Origin of the sequence: Bacillus sp. FDAARGOS_527, from assembly GCF_003812125.1 — a bacterium.
Taxonomy (GTDB): domain Bacteria; phylum Bacillota; class Bacilli; order Bacillales; family Bacillaceae_G; genus Bacillus_A; species Bacillus_A paranthracis.
Window position 1 is genome coordinate 602552 of sequence record NZ_CP033795.1, and the last position, 16908, is coordinate 619459.

14 protein-coding genes and 1 pseudogene are annotated in these 16908 nt (G+C 35.2%); 14 read left to right on the plus strand and 1 reads right to left on the minus strand.

Annotated elements, in window-relative coordinates; genetic code table 11:
- Window positions 1-90: 90 nt before the first annotated feature.
- The 5 genes from phaR (at window position 91) to EGX95_RS05460 (ending at window position 5298) form a co-directional block, all read left to right on the plus strand.
- Window positions 91-573 (plus strand): polyhydroxyalkanoic acid synthase subunit PhaR, encoded by a 483-nt coding sequence (gene phaR, locus EGX95_RS05440; protein ID WP_000566940.1) that lies wholly within the window; start codon window positions 91-93, stop codon window positions 571-573.
- Window positions 574-724: 151 nt separating this feature from the next.
- The gene (locus tag EGX95_RS05445; protein WP_000250412.1) at window positions 725-1468 is read left to right on the plus strand and encodes an acetoacetyl-CoA reductase; all 744 of its coding nucleotides are present in this window, start codon (window positions 725-727) and stop codon (window positions 1466-1468) included.
- An 82-nt stretch (window positions 1469-1550) separates the two neighbouring features.
- Window positions 1551-2636, plus strand: coding sequence for a class III poly(R)-hydroxyalkanoic acid synthase subunit PhaC (gene phaC / locus EGX95_RS05450; protein ID WP_000206335.1), 1086 nt, complete (start codon window positions 1551-1553; stop codon window positions 2634-2636).
- A 95-nt stretch (window positions 2637-2731) separates the two neighbouring features.
- Window positions 2732-3925 (plus strand): NAD(P)/FAD-dependent oxidoreductase, encoded by a 1194-nt coding sequence (locus EGX95_RS05455; RefSeq protein WP_000772475.1) that lies wholly within the window; start codon window positions 2732-2734, stop codon window positions 3923-3925.
- A gap of 23 nt (window positions 3926-3948) precedes the next feature.
- Window positions 3949-5298, plus strand: coding sequence for a TrkH family potassium uptake protein (locus EGX95_RS05460; RefSeq protein WP_001204709.1), 1350 nt, complete (start codon window positions 3949-3951; stop codon window positions 5296-5298).
- A 38-nt stretch (window positions 5299-5336) separates the two neighbouring features.
- Here the strand turns inward: EGX95_RS05460 and EGX95_RS05465 are convergent, their stop codons facing one another.
- Window positions 5337-5672: a DUF3905 domain-containing protein gene (locus EGX95_RS05465; RefSeq protein ID WP_000725962.1), complete on the minus strand. Its 336-nt coding sequence runs from the start codon at window positions 5670-5672 to the stop codon at window positions 5337-5339.
- Window positions 5673-5810: 138 nt separating this feature from the next.
- Here EGX95_RS05465 and EGX95_RS30245 point away from each other — a divergent pair, with 138 nt between their 5' ends.
- The 9 genes and pseudogenes from EGX95_RS30245 to EGX95_RS05510 all read left to right on the plus strand — a co-directional run bounded on the left by EGX95_RS30245 (window position 5811) and on the right by EGX95_RS05510 (window position 16722).
- On the plus strand, window positions 5811-5972 hold the full coding sequence (locus EGX95_RS30245) for a hypothetical protein (protein ID WP_001997002.1): 162 nt from the start codon (window positions 5811-5813) through the stop codon (window positions 5970-5972).
- Between the two features lie 228 nt (window positions 5973-6200).
- Window positions 6201-7277 (plus strand): putative 2-aminoethylphosphonate ABC transporter substrate-binding protein, encoded by a 1077-nt coding sequence (locus tag EGX95_RS05475; protein WP_000750888.1) that lies wholly within the window; start codon window positions 6201-6203, stop codon window positions 7275-7277.
- Window positions 7278-7297: 20 nt separating this feature from the next.
- Entirely contained in the window at window positions 7298-8299 is a 1002-nt protein-coding gene (locus tag EGX95_RS05480) for a putative 2-aminoethylphosphonate ABC transporter ATP-binding protein (RefSeq protein ID WP_000006183.1), read from the plus strand.
- Window positions 8300-10057 (plus strand): annotated as a pseudogene (locus EGX95_RS05485) (putative 2-aminoethylphosphonate ABC transporter permease subunit).
- Between the two features lie 21 nt (window positions 10058-10078).
- Window positions 10079-10873: a phosphonoacetaldehyde hydrolase gene (gene phnX / locus EGX95_RS05490; protein ID WP_000687359.1), complete on the plus strand. Its 795-nt coding sequence runs from the start codon at window positions 10079-10081 to the stop codon at window positions 10871-10873.
- 15 nt (window positions 10874-10888) lie between these two features.
- The gene (gene phnW, locus EGX95_RS05495) at window positions 10889-11986 is read left to right on the plus strand and encodes a 2-aminoethylphosphonate--pyruvate transaminase (protein ID WP_046952039.1); all 1098 of its coding nucleotides are present in this window, start codon (window positions 10889-10891) and stop codon (window positions 11984-11986) included.
- Window positions 11983-13167: a saccharopine dehydrogenase family protein gene (locus EGX95_RS05500; RefSeq protein WP_000862142.1), complete on the plus strand. Its 1185-nt coding sequence runs from the start codon at window positions 11983-11985 to the stop codon at window positions 13165-13167. The genes phnW and EGX95_RS05500 overlap by 4 nt, the downstream gene beginning before the upstream one ends.
- A gap of 40 nt (window positions 13168-13207) precedes the next feature.
- Window positions 13208-13990 carry a DeoR/GlpR family DNA-binding transcription regulator gene (locus EGX95_RS05505; RefSeq protein WP_000117662.1) on the plus strand — a complete coding sequence of 261 codons (783 nt, stop codon included), beginning with the start codon at window positions 13208-13210 and terminating at the stop codon, window positions 13988-13990.
- A gap of 413 nt (window positions 13991-14403) precedes the next feature.
- Window positions 14404-16722 carry an NEAT domain-containing leucine-rich repeat protein gene (locus EGX95_RS05510; RefSeq protein ID WP_079993962.1) on the plus strand — a complete coding sequence of 773 codons (2319 nt, stop codon included), beginning with the start codon at window positions 14404-14406 and terminating at the stop codon, window positions 16720-16722.
- Window positions 16723-16908 lie beyond the last annotated feature (186 nt).

Genomic DNA, 16908 nt, shown 5'->3' on the forward strand with positions numbered 1-16908 from the left:
TAAAATATAGACTTGAAGTTTTATTCAGAATATTAGAAAATAATGAATAGGTTGAATTGTTTCAAAAACGAAAAAGGGAGTGTAGGTAAAGTGATTGATCAAAAATTCGATCCACTACAAGCATGGAAAAATGCTTATGAACAAACCGAAACATTTTGGGGAAAAGCGCTCAATGAAACAATTAAAACAGAAGAATATTCTGCTTGGATGGGCAGCGTTCTAGATTTGAATTTGTTTTATCAAAAAGCATTAAATGATACGACAAAAAACTATTTAGAGCAGGTAAATGTGCCTACGAAAGAGGATATCGCTAGAGTGGCTACGCTTGTTATTAACTTAGAAAATAAAGTGGATAACATTGAGGAGTTTCTAGAAGATAAGGTAGAGTCAGTAGGACAAGCTCCTACATTAAAGCGCGATGTTACGAAAGTAAAACAAGATATTCGCACATTAGAAACGAAAGTTGATCAAATTTTAGAATTGCTAGAAAAGCAAAATGCAGTACTAGCAAAACTACAAGAACCTGTAAAAGAAGAAGTAAAACCTACGAATAAGCCAGAAAATAAAAAGTGATAATAGCGCTTGTTTATAACATATGAAAGAGAAAGGGAGAATCTCTTTTCTATGTATAAACAGCGAAACATAATTATATAGGGACTCCATAGTATGAGTACCAAAATGATTCATAATAGTCGTTCACAAATTCATTTAAGGGGGAAAAGAAATGGTTCAATTAAATGGCAAAGTAGCAATCGTAACAGGTGGGGCAAAAGGGATTGGAAAAGCAATCACAGTAGCGTTAGCACAAGAGGGCGCAAAAGTTGTTATTAACTATAACAGCAGTAAAGAAGCAGCTGAAAACTTAGTAAATGAACTAGGAAAAGAAGGACATGACGTTTATGCAGTTCAAGCAGATGTTTCTAAAGTAGAAGACGCAAACCGACTTGTAGAAGAAGCAGTGAATCATTTTGGTAAAGTTGATATTCTTGTTAATAATGCTGGTATTACAAGAGATCGTACATTCAAAAAGTTAAATCGTGAAGATTGGGAACGCGTAATTGACGTGAACTTAAGCAGTGTGTTTAATACGACAAGCGCGGTACTTCCATACATAACGGAAGCGGAAGAAGGTAGAATTATTAGCATTTCTTCTATTATTGGTCAAGCGGGTGGATTTGGACAAACAAACTACTCAGCAGCGAAAGCAGGTATGCTAGGATTTACAAAATCATTAGCATTAGAGCTTGCAAAAACAAATGTAACTGTAAACGCTATTTGCCCAGGGTTTATTGATACTGAAATGGTAGCAGAAGTACCAGAAGAAGTACGCCAAAAAATCGTTGCGAAAATCCCGAAAAAACGTTTTGGTCAAGCTGATGAAATTGCAAAAGGTGTAGTATACCTATGCCGTGACGGTGCTTATATCACAGGTCAGCAATTAAACATTAACGGCGGATTATATATGTAATGAAGTAAGAAAAAAGTGCATATCCATAGCAGGAATGCACTTCTTTTTTTAGAAGGAAATTGACCAAAAAGGAGATAGAAAAATGACTACATTCGCAACAGAATGGGAAAAGCAATTAGAGCTATACCCAGAAGAGTACCGAAAAGCATATCGCCGAGTGAAAAGGGCGAGTGAAATTTTATTACGTGAACCAGAGCCACAAGTAGGATTAACGCCGAAAGAGGTTATTTGGACGAAGAATAAGACGAAGCTTTATCGCTACATTCCAAAACAAGAAAAAACACAAAGAGTCCCAATTCTATTAATATATGCTCTTATTAATAAACCATATATTATGGATTTAACTCCTGGAAATAGTTTAGTGGAATATTTAGTGGACCGTGGTTTTGATGTGTATATGCTTGATTGGGGCACATTTGGTTTAGAAGATAGTCATTTGAAATTTGATGATTTTGTGTTTGATTATATTGCAAAAGCAGTGAAAAAAGTAATGCGAACTGCAAAATCGGACGAGATTTCTTTACTTGGTTATTGCATGGGGGGAACGCTAACTTCTATTTATGCGGCACTTCATCCGCACATGCCAATTCGTAACCTAATCTTTATGACAAGTCCTTTTGATTTCTCTGAAACAGGATTATATGGTCCTTTATTAGATGAGAAATACTTCAATCTAGATAAAGCGGTTGATACATTTGGAAATATTCCGCCAGAAATGATTGATTTCGGAAACAAAATGTTAAAACCAATTACGAACTTTGTTGGTCCATATGTTGCTTTAGTAGATCGTTCAGAGAATGAGCGCTTCGTTGAAAGCTGGAGGTTAGTTCAAAAGTGGGTTGGCGATGGCATTCCGTTCCCAGGTGAATCATACAGACAGTGGATTCGTGATTTTTATCAAAATAATAAATTGGTTAAGGGTGAACTCGTTATTCGCGGACAAAAGGTAGACCTTGCAAATATTAAGGCGAATGTCTTAAATATTTCAGGGAAACGTGATCATATCGCCCTGCCGTGCCAAGTAGAAGCGTTGCTAGATCATATTTCTAGCACAGATAAACAATATGTATGTTTACCAACGGGACATATGTCGATTGTTTACGGTGGAACAGCGGTAAAACAAACGTATCCGACGATTGGAGACTGGCTTGACGAGCGCTCTAAGTAAAAATAAAAAATCCAACTAGCATATGTTAGTTGGATTTTTTTTATGTAAAATAACAAAACATAGAAAGGAGAAATTTATATTTTAGGAGTATAATTATGAAGCTTATGATTGGTAAGTTGTTTTGGGATACAGGAGCTTCTATGCCTTGTTATCCATCGTTAGAAAATGATATGATATGTGATGTGCTTGTAGTTGGAAGTGGCGAAGCGGGTGCTCAAATAGCGTATTCGTTAGCGAAAATGGGAATGCGCGTTACACTTATTGAAAAAAATATGATTTCATGTGGCAGCACAGCTGCTAATACAGGGTTATTACAATTTCTTCATGATAAATCGTTAACCTCACTTATCCATACATTTGGAGAAGAAAAAGGGGTGCGAGCATATAAGCTTTGTTACGAAGCGTTACGAACAATGGAGAAAGTTGTACCGACTCTCGATATCGATCCCCAGTTTATTCCGCGAAACAGTTTATATTATGCAAGTAAAAGTGAAGATGTCCCATTTTTACAAGAGGAATACAAAACGTTACAGAATTATGAGTTTCCAGTTGAGTATTTTACAGCATCTGATATTAAGGAACGGTATCCTTTTACAAAACAAGCGGCATTATATACACACGGTGATGCTGAGGTAAATCCGTATTTATTAGCGCATAGCCTTTTGCATAAAGCAAATCAAATGGGTGCTACTATATATGAACATACAGAGGCCATACATATAAAAAAACGTCAAAATGATTTAATTTGTTATACGAAAACAGGAAATCAAATTGTAGCAAAGAATATTATTATGGCGACTGGTTATGAAGCACTTTTCGGAAAGAAAGAAAAAAATACAACAGTGGAAACATCATATGCAGTTGTGACAAATAAGGTAGATTCATTTGAAGGTTGGCATGAGCAATCATTAATTTGGGAAACAGCACGGCCGTATTTATATTTTCGAACGTATAAAAACCGTATTATTGTAGGTGGATTGGATGAAGCAATGAAAATTCAAACAATCGGTGATACGAAATTATTGCATAAGCGTGATGTCCTTATTAACATTATAAAAGAGATGTTCCCGCAGTATAAAACTATACAGGCAGACTACTATTGGGCGGCAGCATTTTGCGGTAGTCATGATGGTCTCCCTATTTTAAAAGAAGATAATAAGATACATAATTTATTTTATGCATTGCCATATGGAGGTAATGGAACTGTGTATGGAATGGTATTTGCTAAAATATTTGAGCAGTTATTTACAAATAAAGAAAGTAAAGATTTTTCTTTATTTAATCGATAGAAAAAAGGTAGCGAAGTGATGGAATGAGAGATATAAAAAAGTTTTTACAAAAATTACGCCCTGTACAACTCATTGTTCTGTTTTATTTATTAGCGGTAGTTGTATCGGTGATATTGCTTAGTTTACCGTTTGTTACGAAGCCTGGTGTCAAATGGACATTTATAGATGCACTTTTTACATCGGTTAGTGCGGTAAGTGTTACGGGCCTGTCTGTTGTTACGATTTCAGATACATTTACTACGGCAGGAATTATTATTTTAGCCCTTATTTTACAATTGGGCGGCTTAGGAATTATGGCGTTAGGTACATTCGTTTGGATTATAACAGGAAAAAAGATTGGTTTGCAGAGAAGAAGACTCATTATGGCAGACCATAATCAAGGGAATTTATCAGGTCTTGTAGAATTGATGCGTTCTATTTTAATTGTAATTATTTCAATAGAGCTTATTGGAGCAATATTATTAGGTACAAGATTCTTACTTTACTTTCCAACTTGGCAAGAAGCTTATTTTCACGGTTTTTTTGCAGCTGTTAGTGCAACTACGAACGGCGGATTTGATTTAACAGGACAATCGCTAATTCCGTATAAAAAAGATTACATTGTTCAAATGATTCATATGTTACTTATTATTTTAGGAGCAATCGGCTTCCCTGTATTAATGGAAGTGAAACAATTCCTTAGTAAAAGGAGACAGCAACTATTTCGTTTTTCGCTATTTACAAAATTGACGACAACAACATTTTTTGCGCTTGTGGTCGTTGGAACGATTATGATTTTTTTACTAGAACGAAATCATTTTTTAGCAGGAAAGTCATGGCATGAAACAGTTTTCTATACACTATTCCAATCTGTGACGACGCGAAGCGGGGGACTTGCTACAATGGATATACTTGAATTGTCACAACCGACGCTTTTATTTATGAGTATATTAATGTTTATAGGAGCATCTCCAAGTTCGGTTGGGGGCGGGATACGTACAACGACATTTGCTGTTAGTATATTGTCACTATACACTTTTGCAAGAGGCGGGAGAACGGTTAGAGTCTTCAAACGTCAGCTACATGAAGAGGACGTGCTGAAAGCATCTGTCGTTATGACAATGGGGATTTTATTATGTGCCACAGCACTATTTATTTTATCTATTACGGAAAATGTACCGCTTATGAGTTTAATTGTTGAAGTCTGTTCTGCTTTCGGGACGACAGGACTATCGACAGGTATTACGCCAGATTTAACAACTGTTGGTAAACTTGTACTCATTGTACTTATGTTTATCGGGCGTGTCGGTATTTTAACATTTATACTAGCTAGTGGCGGAAGAGAACAGCCACCTCGCTATAAATATCCGAAAGAGAGAATTATTATTGGATAGTATGAAACCATTCTACCTATGTTAGGTAGAATGGTTTTTTAGTCATTAATGCCAAATTGCGGATGCATAAAAGTATCCTTCTTATTATCTCCTTCTTTTTTTAGTAACTCTTGATTTTCTTCTGAAATCCACCCAATATCATTTGTAGGATGGATCCATTCTTCTCCAGCCATAATGGCAGGATCTACATCATCACTCCAATTGTGAAGTGGACTGTTCTCGGAATCATATTTACTGTCTCCGATTACGACGTCATATTGATTTATGAAAGGTTGTTGCATCTTCTTTCCTGTTCCTTTAAAAGATGGGAAATTCATTTGATGCGGGAGCGTTTCATCTAAAATGGGTGACTGGATTTTATCTTTCTTCTTCAAAATAAGAGCTCCTTTTTATTATGATTTCTTCATATGTAGTATTTCCATCTAGCAGTTCTTATGTACTTGTTAACACTTGCCAGTAATAATTATTTTAGCTTGCTTCAAACTAGAGTAGAAAGTGAATTTTGAGAGCAGGTGAATGTATTGGTAAAAAGAAAAGTGAAACAAAATGCGGCAATCAACAATAATAAAACTCCGAAAGAAAGCTTACCAGATGCAGAATTTGCATTAGAGTATGAAGGAGAAAATAGCGCGAAGTATGCAAATCGTAATTCAAAAAAAGGTAAACAAAAGTGAGGCGTTTTTTACAAACGCCTCATTTTTTTGTGGGATTATAAAGGTTTTTTTAATTATTTGTAAATTTAGTGTTCATTATTAGCAGAAAAATGCGAAAAAACATAGAAGTAGCAACGTATTACACAAAAACAAACAACAAACAAAAGATTAATGTTGGTTTAATACTGCTTTTACACTAGTTGTTTATATTTGAGTTGTACATAAGATTTGTAAAAGGAGAGAGAGACAGTGAAAAAAACAATCTTTAAAGCTGTAGCAACTGGAATGGTATTTTCGTTATTAATGGGGTGTGGTGCAAAGAAAGAAGAAAGTGCTGGGGCAAAAGTAAAAGATGATAAATTATCTGGATCATTAACTGTTTACACAGCAATTGAAGAAGAACTTGTACCAATTTATCTTGATTCTTTTAAAAAGAAATATCCAGATGTGAAGCTGAATATTGTTCGTGATTCAACTGGAGTTATTACAGCAAAATTGCTAGCTGAAGGGAAAAATACACAAGCAGATGTTGTATGGGGAACTGCAGCTTCAAGTCTATTAGCTTTAGATAAAAAAGATATGTTAAAAGGATACTCTCCAAAAGGAGCGGATCGCGTTTTACCGCAATTTAAAGATGATAAACAACCAGAAAAATGGGTAGGAAATACTGCATTTATGACGGGGATTGCTATAAATAAAGAAGAATTAAAGAAGAAAAATTTACCGATGCCAGAATCATACGAAGACTTAACGAAACCAGAGTATAAAGGAACGCTTGTTATGCCACATCCAGCATCTTCTGGAACAGGATTTTTAACAGTTTCTGCATGGTTACAAATTATGGGTGAAGATAAAGGCTGGGATTACATGAAGAAACTTCATGATAATATGGCAACTTATACTCATTCAGGTTCAAAACCAGCGAAATTAGCGGGGGCGGGTGAATATCCAGTTGGTGTATCGATGGTTTATAGTGCTTTGAAAGAGAAACAAAAAGGTGCACCAGTTGAAGTTGTATTGCCAAAAGAAGGATTAGGTTGGGAAGTAGAAGCGAACGCACTTATTAAAAAAGATAATGAAAAAAATGAAAAATTAGCGCAAGCATTTTTAGATTGGGCAATTACTGATGATGTAATGAAGTTATACTTCGAGAAAAATGGATTTGCGACAATTAAAAATGATTATAAACTTCCAGACGGATTCCCTAAAGATGTGACGGAAAAGTTATACAAAAAGAACGACTTTAAGTGGGCAGCAGAAAATCGTGACAAAATTTTAGAAAAATGGGAAAAAGAGTTTGGCCAAAAAGCAGAACCGAAAAAGTAAGTGAGTGGGAGAGAGAAAAAATGAGCGAATATTTATCAATTCAACACATTCAAAAACAGTTTGATGCATTTACAGCGTTAAAAGATATTTCTTTTACTGTGAAAAAAAATGAGTTTGTATGTTTATTAGGCCCAAGTGGTTGTGGGAAAACAACATTGCTTCGAATTTTAGCAGGGCTAGAAGAGGCGACAACAGGTAGTATAGCTGTGAATGGAAAAGATATTACAGCATTACCTCCTGGAAAGAGGAATTTCGGAATGGTGTTTCAATCCTATGCGTTATTTCCGAATTTAACAGCACTTGAAAACATTGAATACGGCTTAAAGACAAAAAAGTATGGAAAAGCAGAAGTAAAAGAGAAGGCGCTATCGGCGTTAGAACTAGTTGATTTACTGAATGTAAAAGATAAATATCCTGCTCAAATGTCTGGTGGACAACAGCAGCGAGTAGCACTTGCACGTGCACTCGCTCTGTCTCCGGATATTTTGTTACTCGATGAGCCGTTATCTGCTTTAGATGCAAAAGTACGTGAAAAGTTACGTAGAGAAATGCGTGATTTGCAAGAAAAAGTAGGAGTGACAACTATTATGGTCACGCATGATCAAGAAGAGGCATTAACGATGGCTGATAAAATTGTTGTAATGAATCATGCGGAAATTATGCAGATTGGCACACCAGAGGAGATTTACCAAAGACCAGCCAATCCGTTTGTGGCAGATTTTATTGGTTCTATTAATTTCTTTTCGAAAAATAACGAAGAACATGCAATTCGTCCTGAACATGTAACGATTGTACAAAATGATGGTATTAAAACGGTTGTGGAAAGTATGGAATTTCGTGGATCTGTATACCGGACAGAAGTGCGAGTTATAGATGAAAAAACGCATCTATATAATGAGAAAATCGTTGTAGATATATTGGCATCAGAAGTAGAAAAAACAGCTATTAGGAAAGGAAATCCGATTCAAATCTCTTTCTCAGAAAATCATATGTTGTCATATGGAAAGAAGGTTGTTGTATAGATGGAGATGTTAGAAGACTTAAAGGTAGAAAGTACGAAAAAAAAGATTAAGAGACGTATCGGTAAAGAAGAGTGGATACAAAGACTATTAATTATTGGTATGATTCTTGCTTTTTTGATTATGCTAGTATTGCCGCTATTACAATTGTTTACACAAGCTTTTTATGATAAAGATGGAGCTTTCATTGGTGTTGCGAATTTCAGTAAATATTTCACAACACCGACATTAGTTCAATCATTACAAAATACGGTATGGGTTTCGGGCGCGACAACAATTATTGCAGTAACACTTGCTTTTGCTTACGCCTATGCGATTGCTCGCACGAATGTGTTTGGGAAGCGTGTATTTCAATATGTCGCGTTGTTACCGCTATTCGCACCAACGATGATGCACGGTATTGCACTGACATATTTATTTGGTAATCAAGGATTAGTAACGAAAGGGATGTTTGGCTTGTTTGAAGGTATATAAATCCCTTTATATGGACCAGTAGGAATTGTAATGGCTGAAGTCATGTATACATTTCCGCAAGCCTTTCTTATATTATTAATTGCTTTCCAAGGCTCTGATTATCGTTTATATGAAGCTTCTAATATGTTGGGAGCGAGTAAAACAAAGCAATTTCTCACTGTTACTTTACCTAGTGTAAAGTACGGATTAATTAGTGCGATGTTCGTTGTGTTTACACTTAGTTTCACTGATTTTGGCGCACCAAAAATTGTTGGTGGGCAATATAATGTACTTGCTACTGATGTATACAAACAAGTAATTGGACAACAAAATATGCCGATGGGTGCAACTGTCGGAATGATTTTATTAATCCCGGCTATATTTGCATTTGCAGTTGATCGTATTACGCAAAGAAAGCAGGCGAATTTCTTATCTTCAAAAGCAGTGCCATATAGAATAACGGCTAATAAGAAAAGAGATGTAGTCTCATTCATATATTGTAGTGTGATTACACTTATGATTATTCTTTTATTTGTGGCAGTTGGTATTGCGGCAAGTGTGAAAGTATGGCCATATAATATGAGTTTTACATTTGAGCATTTTAATTTTTCGAGTTTAACAGGAGATGGACTTGAAGCATTTAAAAATAGTGTGATTGTCTCAGCAGTTACAGCAGTTATTGGGGCAATTTTAACATTTATGTTCGCATATGCGATTGAGAAAATAGATCAGCTAAAGTTTTTCCGAAAAACAGGCTACTTTTTCTCGATTGTCCCTTTAGCAATCCCAGGTTTAGTACTTGGATTGGGATACGTCTTTTTCTTTAGTCAACCAACGATTCAAATACTTGGACTTTCAGTAACGAATCCGTTTCATTCTTTATACGGAACAATTGCTGTGCTAGTACTAGTAAACATCATTCATTTTTATTCTGTAACATTCGTTACCGCAACGACTGCTTTAAAGAAATTAGACCGAGAGTTTGAGCTTGTTTCGCAGTCGATGGGCATTCCGTTTTATAAAACATTCTTTAGAGTAACAGTACCGATGTGTTTACCAGCAATTTTAGAAATGGTCATGTACTATTTCGTCAATTCGATGGTAACTGTGTCAGCGGTTGTATTCTTATACGCAGCTGATTTTAAACTAGCTGCCGTATCAATCGTAAATATGGATGATGCAGGAAATGTAGCGCCAGCAGCTGCAATGAGTGTACTTATTGTTGTTACAAATATTGTAGTAAGAGTTGTATATGAATGGGGAACGAAAGCACTTCGTAACCGAACTTCACAATGGCAAAAAAGATAAGTGAGAAGGGTGATGGATTGAATGAAAATAGAAGCAGTTATTTTTGATTGGGCAGGTACGACAGTTGATTACGGATGTTTTGCACCACTGGAAGTATTCATAAAAATTTTTCGTAAACGTGGTGTTAAAATTACAGATGAAGAAGCCCGTAAACCGATGGGATTATTAAAGATCGATCATGTAAGGGCACTAACAGAAATGCCTCGTATTGCGAATGAGTGGGAGCGTGTTTTCGGACATTTACCAACAGAAGCAGACATTCACGAGATGTATGAAGAGTTTGAAGAAATACTCTTTACTATTTTGCCACACTATGCCACGCCAATTGATGGGGTGAAAGAAGTGGTTGCTTCATTACGTAAAAGAGGCCTTAAAATTGGCTCAACAACTGGTTATACGAGAGAAATGATGGACATCGTTGCAAAAGAAGCAGAAATACAAGGATATAAACCTGATGTTCTTGTGACGCCAGATGATGTTTCAGCAGGCCGTCCGTACCCTTGGATGTGTTATAAAAATGCGATGGAACTTGGTGTGTATCCGATGAATCATATGATAAAAGTCGGGGACACAGTGTCAGATATGAAAGAGGGCAGAAATGCTGGTATGTGGACTGTGGGTGTAATTCTCGGTAGTAGTGAGCTCGGCTTAAGCGAGTGGGCAGCTGAAACTATGGATCCGGTAGAACTTCGTGAAAAAATGGAAGTAGTTCGAAAGCGTTTCGTTGAAAACGGGGCTCATTTTACAATTGAAACGATGCAGGGACTCGAAAACGTAATTGAACAGATTGAGAAACAAGAATTTATTATTTCATAAAAGGGGAATAGGATCATGACTGAAAATCACTACTTATTATTAACGCCAGGACCATTAACGACAACAAAAACAGTAAAAGAAGTTATGCTATACGATTGGTGTACGTGGGATGTTGAATATAACATGATGGTGCAACAGGTAAGAGCTAAACTTGTATCGTTAGCAACGAAGGAAGAAGAGAGATATATAACAGTATTAATGCAAGGAAGCGGTACTTTTTCAGTTGAAGCAGTAATCGGTTCTGTCATTCCAAAAAACGGAAAGATGCTTGTTTGTACAAATGGTGCGTATGGTAAGAGAATTGTACAAATGGCAGAGATGTTACATATAGATGTGGTGGTCAGTCAAACAGAAGAGTGGGAGCCTACTAATATTGTAGAAGTAGAAAAGATATTACAACAAGATAAAGAGATTACACATATTGCAGTTGTTCATTGTGAAACAACAACAGGTATTATCAATCCAATTGTAGATGTATGTAAATTAGGGAAGCAATACGGAAAAGTAACACTAGTTGATGCAATGAGTAGTTTTGGTGGTATTGAAATAGATATCGCTGAGTTGCAAATTGACTTTCTAATTAGTAGTGCGAATAAATGTATTCAAGGGGTTCCAGGGTTCGGATTTGTTATTGCAAAGCGCGATGAATTGTTGAAATGTAAAGGGCAGGCACGTTCATTATCTTTAGATTTATACGATCAATGGGAAACAATGGAAAATCAAAATGGGAAATGGCGTTTTACATCACCTACACATGTTGTACACGCTTTTTATCAAGCACTACTTGAATTAGAAAAAGAGGGCGGAGTAAAAGCACGTTACAATCGATATGATAACAATCAAAAACTATTAGTGAATCGAATGAGAGAAATCGGATTTAAGCCACTAGTAGATGAAAAATATCAATCGCCTATTATTACATCTTTCATTTATCCAGAAGAATGGTTTGATTTTGAGCAATTATACAATGAATTAAAGCGGGATGGATTTGTTATATATCCAGGTAAAATTTCAAAAGTAGATACATTCCGCATTGGAAATATCGGTGATGTACATGAGGCAGATATTCATCGCTTAGTTGATAGTATCGCTAAAGGAGTTGTTATAGGTTGAAAGTATTTTGCTTAGGTGGAGCAGGTAAAATTTGTCGTGAAGCAATTTTAGATTTAGTGCAATTTTCATCTTTTGAGACGATTACAGTAGCAGATTTTAACGAAGAAGAGGGGCTTAAAGTAATAGAATGGCTCAACGATCCTCGCGTTGATTTTGTGAAAGTAGATGTAACGAATCATGAGGATACGGTTGCAAAAATGAAGGGCTATGACATTGTAATGGATGGTACAACAATTAAGTTAAATGGATTATCTACTCGATGTATTGCAGAAGCAGGTTGTCACGGTGTGAATTTAAATGGATTTGGTGAAGAAAATGATTCGCATTCTATATTTGTTCAAAACGGAAAAACATGTTTACCTGGGTTTGGTATGACGCCAGGTGTAACGCAAATGATGGCGATGCATGCAGCAAATCAGTTACATACTGTAGAGTCAGTTCGTGTAAGTCATGGTTCGTATCGTCCCATTGCTTTTTCTGCATCCATTACAGAAACAACGACATATGAATATGATCCACATTTGCCATCGCGTACAGTGTATGAAGATGGTGAGTTTAAGCAAGTGCCTCCGTTTGCGCGTCCAAGAGAAATTGAATTACCGGCGCCTTATGGTAAGACAACGCAGTATATCATACCGCATTCTGAAACGATTACGTTAGCAAAAGCATTAGAAAATAAAGGCGTTAAACTAATAGAGACGAGAGGAACTTGGCCAAAGCAAAATATGCAGCTCGTACGTGCATTGTATGATTACGGTATATTGCGTAATGATCCAGTTGAAATAAATGGAAAAGAAATCGGCATAATGGATTGTATTGCGAAGTATTTATTGCAATCGAAAGAAGGACAAGAAACAGAGATTTACGGTTATGCACTTCATGTAGAAGTAATAGGTATGAAAAATAATGAGAAACAAAGACGTGTATTATATCATACACACCCGTTATCTGATGGATCTGTTGTAGGATGGGAAAAATTAAGAGCTTATACGAGAAACGTCGGTATTCCATTTGGGATTGCTACAGAGCTAATCGCAAATGGGAATGTAAATAAAGTTGGTGTTGTGACACCCGAGGAAGCTTTTGTCAAACCACAAATTATTTTTGATGAACTAAAAAAGCGTGGTATTCATATTCACGAGGAAGTTTTCGTTGAAAAGGAAAGTTATAACTTTGTATAAGTAAGGCAGTGTATGAGGTAGAAATCAATGGGGTGAGGTTATGTCTGTAGTAGGTGAAGAAAGAAAGCGAACCATTCTTGAGAAGGTAGAGTTTAAAGGGAAGGTAAAAGTTTCAGAATTAGCGAGAGAGTTTGCTGTATCAACAGAGACGATTCGTCGTTATTTAGAAGAATTGGATCGTGAAAAGAAGTTGAAGAAAGTGTATGGTGGAGCCGTCCAACTTCCGGGAGCTGGAATAGAGGCACCAATGTTAGAACGAGAGATGCTACATATAGAAGAGAAGAAGCGAATTGGGTATAAAGCAGCAACATTTGTAGAAGATGGAGATGTTATTGCGATTGATGACGGAAGTACACCACTTCAAATGGTACCATATCTTGTACATCGTAAAAATTTAACGATTGTAACAAGTTCATTTCCAGTAGCGACACAATTAATTTCTTCTATTAATAAAAAGATGTTTCACGGTGAAGTTTTATTTATTGGTGGAAAAGTATCTCCAAAACATTCACGCGTATCAGGATCTATTTCGCAGCAAGTTATCCAGCAATTTCATTTTCATAAAGCATTTGTTTCGATTGATGGATTATTACCTGGTTTTGGAGTTTCTAGTTTTGAATTAGAAAAGGCGAAACTGTCAGAAGCGATGATGAAATTAGCAGAGAAAACATATATTTTATGTGATCACACAAAGGTAGGCGTAAAAGGAAATTACCGAATAGCAGCGTTTTCGCGCATTCAACATGTAATTTGTGATAAGAAAATGCCCTATAGTTTTGAAGAGGAAGTTAAAAGGCATAATATTCAATGGACAATTTGTTAAATACGTAGAACTCCCACCTGATTGTGAGGTGGGAGTTTTACTGCCTGCAAATAGCGGGATAAAAGATTTGTATTTATGCAAAAAAAGTGGACACATTTTCCCATCTCTTTCATATAATTTACCAATACAAAAAAAGTTGGTCGAAGGAAAGAAGGGGAAGTATGTCAGAACGGATATATAATAAACTTGTATTGTATGCAAATATTTTGCAAAAAATTGGTGTCATCAATGAGAAGGAGAAAAATGAAATTCTTCATACGATAGGTAAAAAAGCTCTTTGAATAAAGGGCTTTTATATTTTTTGCCTTTAAAAATATAAATTTAATGTAATATTCTCGTTGACATCGATAATGATATTCATTATCATTTATTTATGAGTAATTGATAATGTTTATCAATTATAAAGATTATATATGATAGGGGATATTATTTTGAAAAAAAATTATATGAAGGCGCTAGTAGTAGCGACAACATTAGCAATTCCATTTGCTGCATACTCTACTCCAGCGTTAGCAGCAATAAAAATTGAAGCAAACCAATCGGTAGCGGCAGCTAGTGAACGTACATACGATACTGAGATTAAAATATATAAGGATCAAAAAGACGAGCCATCTATGGTTTCTCAATATATAAAAGATCCTAAAGTAACGATTGCGGATGGGAAAAAAATTGTAACTGTAACAATGCAAGATAGCGATTATTTTCAATACCTTAGAATAGAGGATAAAAACCAACCTGGCGTATTTCATGATGTGAAAGTTTTGTCAGAAGATAAGAGGAAGAATGGAACGAAAGTAGTTCAATTTGAAATTGGCGAGTTTGAGAAGAAGCACAATATGCAAATGCATATACTTATTCCGGCTATTGGATATGATCACAAATATCAAGTTCAATTTGAAATTAAAGATCCAACTGTAGGTGACAAAGAAACAGAGAAACGAGATGATAACTCTAATTCAGGCAATATGGAGACGGATCATCCAGTTGATAATCAAAATATGATAACAGATAATAAATTAAGAGAGCTTGTTAATAAAAAGGTATTTAATAGAAAAGATTTAAATACACCAATCACGAAAGAAGAGTTATTACAAGTAAAGGACTTGTTTTTAAATACGAATGAGATACTGGATTATAGTGCATTAAAATATATGCCAAATTTAAAATCTTTAACAGTTGCGAATGCGAAGATAAAAGATCCATCATTCTTTACGAGCTTAAAACAATTGAAACATTTAGCTTTACGTGGTAATGAATTTTCAGATGTAACACCACTTGTTAAGATGGATAATTTAGATTCTCTTGATTTAAGTAATAATAAAATTACGAACGTTGCACCACTAATTGAGATGAAAAATGTAAAAAGTTTATATTTATCAGGTAACCAAATAGAAGATGTAACAGCGTTAGCGAAAATGGAACAACTAGATTACTTGAATTTAGCAAATAATAAAATTACGAATGTTGCGCCATTAAGCGCGTTGAAAAATGTAACATATTTAACTTTAGCAGGTAATCAAATTGAAGATATTAAACCGTTATATTCATTACCTTTAAAAGACTTAGTATTAACACGTAATAAAGTAAAAGATTTATCCGGTATTGAGCAAATGAAGCAATTAGAAGAATTGTGGATCGGGAAAAATGAAATAAAAGATGTTACTCCTCTAAGTAAGATGACACAGTTAAAACAATTACACTTACCTAACAATGAGTTAAAGGATATTACTCCATTATCAAGTCTAGTAAACTTACAAAAGCTTGATTTAGAAGCGAATTATATTTCAGACTTAACACCAGCTAGCAATTTGAAAAAGTTAGTATTCTTAAGTTTTGTTGCAAATGAAATTCGTGATGTTCGACCAGTTATAGAACTAAGTAAAACAGCCTATATCAATGTTCAAAATCAAAAAGTATTTTTAGAGGAAACAGAAGTAAATAAAGAAGTAAAAGTACCTATATACGAGAAAGATGGTAAAATCTCTACAAAAATTCGTTTAAAGAGCGAAGGTGGTACGTATAGTAATGATGCAGTTAAGTGGAGTACACCGGGTGAGAAAGTATATGAATTTGGTGTAAAAGATCCATTTGCGGATACAGGAATCTTCTTCACAGGATCTGTGATTCAAAATGTGGTAGAAAGTAAAGAAGATAACACTTCTAAAGAAGACAATAATTCTAAAGAAGATGAAAAAGTAGGAGTAGTAGAATTTAAAGATGTACCAAAAGGACATTGGTCAGAGGAAGCAATTCATTATTTAGCGAAAGAAAATATTTTTAAGGGATATGGAAATGGACAATTTGGATTTGGGGATCGTATTACTCGTGGACAAGTTGCGTCTTTAGTACAAAGGTATTTGAAATTAGAAAATAAAGTAGAGCAGAAAGAGAGATTTACAGATACGAAGGGACATATGTTTGAGCAAGATATTGCTACAGTTGCGCAAGCTGGAATTATGCAAGGAGATGGTACTGGGGAGTTTCGTCCAGATGGAGTATTAACTCGATACGAAATGTCTGTAGTATTATATAAAGTATTTCAGCTAAAAGAAGATGAAAATAATAAAGTGAACTTTAATGATGTACCAACTGGTCATTGGGCAGAAGAATATGTGAAAGCGTTAGCGGACAATAACATATCAAAAGGTGATGGAAAAGGAAACTTTTTAGGTGATGATTTTGTAACACGTGAACAATATGCACAGTTCTTATATAACGCAATAATGAAATAAAAGATGAGAAAATACGTTATTCTTTGATTGAAAAAGAATAACGTATTTTTTATGTATAAAATGAAATAGTCAATATACAGGAGTATAGACATATGAATAGCCCTTTTTAAAGGAGAGACGTGAAACTATATTGACAAAAAGGCGTTCTCATGTGATAATTCAATTAAATTTTTAGAATAATCAAAA

Coding starts and splice junctions, on each gene's coding strand:
- EGX95_RS05455 (WP_000772475.1), top strand. CDS start 2,732: ATGAAGCTTATGATTGGTAAGTTGTTTTGGGATACAGGAGCTTCTATG.
- EGX95_RS05505 (WP_000117662.1), top strand. CDS start 13,208: ATGTCTGTAGTAGGTGAAGAAAGAAAGCGAACCATTCTTGAGAAGGTA.
- EGX95_RS05460 (WP_001204709.1), top strand. CDS start 3,949: ATGAGAGATATAAAAAAGTTTTTACAAAAATTACGCCCTGTACAACTC.
- EGX95_RS05445 (WP_000250412.1), top strand. CDS start 725: ATGGTTCAATTAAATGGCAAAGTAGCAATCGTAACAGGTGGGGCAAAA.
- phaC (WP_000206335.1), top strand. CDS start 1,551: ATGACTACATTCGCAACAGAATGGGAAAAGCAATTAGAGCTATACCCA.
- EGX95_RS05510 (WP_079993962.1), top strand. CDS start 14,404: ATGATAGGGGATATTATTTTGAAAAAAAATTATATGAAGGCGCTAGTA.
- phnW (WP_046952039.1), top strand. CDS start 10,889: ATGACTGAAAATCACTACTTATTATTAACGCCAGGACCATTAACGACA.
- phnX (WP_000687359.1), top strand. CDS start 10,079: ATGAAAATAGAAGCAGTTATTTTTGATTGGGCAGGTACGACAGTTGAT.
- EGX95_RS05480 (WP_000006183.1), top strand. CDS start 7,298: ATGAGCGAATATTTATCAATTCAACACATTCAAAAACAGTTTGATGCA.